Below are 2,858 nucleotides of genomic sequence, written 5' to 3' on the forward strand. Positions count from 1 at the left end.
CTGGCTTGCCAGCGAAGGCCGCACCGCGGGTAGGGATCAGCCCAACACTTCGCGCAGCACCCCGGCAAACGCCCGCGCACTCGCTTCTTCATCCGCATGCCGACCCTGGCGCACCACCCACGCACCATTGACCATCACATCGCGCACCTGCCGGTCACCACCGGCAAACAGCCAGCGATTGAGAATGCCGTCGGCACTCGCCGTGGCGATGTAAGGGTCCAGCCCATCCAGCACGATCCAGTCAGCGCGCTTGCCCACCGCCAGTTCGCCAACCGGCTGACCCAGCGCCTGCGCACCACCCGCCAGCGCGGCATCGAACAGGGTGCGCCCCCACCATCGGCTGCTCGGCGCCGTACAGGCGATTGCGCCGTTGATCACGCAGGCGCTGGCCATACTCCAGCCAGCGCAGTTCTTCCACCACGCTCAACGACACGTGACTGTCCGAACCGATGCCCAGGCGCCCGCCCTGGGCCAGGTAGTCGACGGCGGGGAAGATGCCGTCACCCAGATTGGCTTCGGTGGTCAGGCACAGCCCGGCCACTGCGCCGCTGCGCGCCATCGCGGTGACCTCATCGGGCTCGGCATGGGTCGCGTGCACCAGGCACCAGCGTGCGTTCACGTCGGCCTGCTCGTACAGCCATTGCAGCGGCCGGCGGCCGCTCCAGGCCAGGCAGTCGTCGACTTCCTTCTGTTGTTCGGCAATGTGGATATGCACCGGGCAGGCGCTGTCGCTGGCGGCCAGTACGTCGGTGATCTGCTGCGGCGTGACCGCACGCAACGAGTGGAAGCACAGGCCCAGCTGCTGCGCGGGCTGCTGCGCGAGCAGCGGTGCCAGTTGCGCCTGCAGCTTCAGGTACTGCTCGGTGCTGTTGATGAAACGGCGCTGCCCTTCACTGGGCGCCTGCCCGCCAAAGCCCGAATGGCTGTAGAGCACCGGCAGCAAGGTCAGGCCGATGCCGCTGGCAGCGGCGGCCTGGCTGATGCGCAGCGACAGCTCGGCGGGGTCGGCATACGCCTTGCCCTGGGTGTCATGGTGCACGTAATGGAACTCGGCCACCGAGGTGTAGCCGGCCTTGAGCATCTCGATGTACAACTGGCGCGCGATCACCCCCAGTTGCTCGGGGCTGATCCTGCCCACCAGCCGGTACATCAGTTCGCGCCAGGTCCAGAAGCTGTCATTGGGGTTGCCGGCCACTTCCGCCAGGCCCGCCATCGCGCGCTGGAAGGCATGCGAATGCAGGTTGGGCATGCCCGGCAGCAGCGGCCCGGCCAACCGCTCGGCGCCCTCTGCCGAAGCATCGGCCTGCACGCGGGCCAGCAGGCCATCGGCCCCCACCTCGATTCGCACGTTTTCGGCCCAGCCTGTGGGCAGCAAAGCACGTTCGGCAAAGAACACGGACATCGACACGTCACCCCTTTCTGGTTATTTGTATATACATATACAGACGTTTGCCTGCTCGGTAAACTGCGGCACTCTACCGTTCATACCCATCACCAAGGATTTTTGCCGTGTCGACACCTCCTGTCTCCGCGCTGGTTGCCCACATGGGCGAGGGCCCGGCGCCGCTGTATGCGCGGGTCAAGCAGATGATCGCCCAGCAGATCCAGAACGGCAGCTGGCCGCCGCATCACCGCGTGCCTTCCGAGAGCGAGCTGGTCACCGAGCTGGGCTTCAGCCGCATGACCATCAACCGTGCGTTGCGCGAGCTGACGGCCGAAGGGCTGTTGGTGCGCATGCAGGGCGTGGGCACCTTCGTCGCCGAACCCAAGAGCCGCTCGGCACTGTTCGAGGTCAACAACATTGCCGACGAGATTGCCGCGCGCGGTCATCAGCACAGCTGCCAGGTGATCACCCTGACCGAAGAGGCGGCCGGTTCCGAGCGCGCGCTGGCGCTGGACATGCGCGAAGGCCAGCGGGTGTTCCACTCGCTGATCGTGCATTACGAGAATGGCATCGCGGTGCAGATCGAAGACCGCTTCGTCAACGCGCAGGTGGCGCCGGACTACCTCAAGCAGGATTTCACCCGCCAGACGCCCTACGCCTACCTGTCGCAGGTAGCGCCGCTGACCGAAGGCGAGCACGTGGTCGAGGCGATCCTGGCCGAGCCTGACGAATGCCGCCTGTTGCAGATCGAGCCAGGCGAGCCGTGCCTGTTGATCCGCCGGCGTACCTGGTCGGGACGCCAGCCGGTCACCGCAGCGCGCCTGATCCACCCCGGTTCCCGTCATCGTTTGGAAGGACGCTTCAGCAAATGAGTTCGTTGACCCTGTTACGCGCCGCCGACTACCCGCGCATGCCGTGGAAGAACGGTGGCGGCAGCACCGAAGAGATCACCCGCGATGGCGGTGCCGGCCTGGACGGTTTTGGCTGGCGCCTGTCGATTGCCGATATCGAGGAGTCGGGCGGGTTTTCCAGCTTTGCCGGTTATCAGCGCATCATCAGCGTGCTGCAGGGCGATGGCATGCGCCTGGTGGTGGACGGCCAGGCCAGCCGCGAGCTGCTGGCGTTCGACCCGTTCGCCTTCAGCGGCCAGAGCACGGTGAGCTGCAACCTGCTGGGCGGGCCGATTCGCGACTTCAACCTGATCTATGCACCGCAGCGGTTTGCCGCGCGCTTGCAGTGGTGTAGCGCAGGCAGTCGGGTCTACAGCTCGGCGCAGACGTTGCTGGTGTTCGCCGCCGCTGAACCGGTGCAGGTCGCGCTCGCCGGGCAGCCGGAGCAGGTGCTGGGGCGTTATGACTGCCTGCGTCTGGACGCCAATCAGGGCCTGGTGGAGCTGCAGGTCAGTGGGCAGGTCTGCCTGATCGAGCTGAGCGAACGTTAAGTCTGGGCTGCTGTGCAGCCTTTCGCTGGCAAG

General features: G+C 66.1%; 2 protein-coding genes and 1 pseudogene. 2 read left to right on the top strand and 1 reads right to left on the bottom strand.

The genetic code is table 11. The features are described 5' to 3' along the window. Positions 1-36: 36 nt before the first annotated feature. Positions 37-1,402 (bottom strand): annotated as a pseudogene (locus tag G3436_RS21515) (formimidoylglutamate deiminase). A 143-nt stretch (positions 1,403-1,545) separates the two neighbouring features. On the opposite strand from G3436_RS21515, the gene hutC reads away from it, so the two are divergent. Next, complete coding sequence (hutC, locus tag G3436_RS21520) at positions 1,546-2,256, top strand: histidine utilization repressor (RefSeq protein ID WP_163949252.1); 711 nt, start codon at positions 1,546-1,548, stop codon at positions 2,254-2,256. Then, positions 2,253-2,825: a HutD/Ves family protein gene (locus G3436_RS21525; RefSeq protein ID WP_163949249.1), complete on the top strand. Its 573-nt coding sequence runs from the start codon at positions 2,253-2,255 to the stop codon at positions 2,823-2,825. The genes hutC and G3436_RS21525 overlap by 4 nt, the downstream gene beginning before the upstream one ends. Positions 2,826-2,858 lie beyond the last annotated feature (33 nt).

Origin of the sequence: Pseudomonas brassicae, from assembly GCF_010671725.1 — a bacterium.
GTDB classification, from domain to species: Bacteria; Pseudomonadota; Gammaproteobacteria; order Pseudomonadales; family Pseudomonadaceae; genus Aquipseudomonas; species Aquipseudomonas brassicae.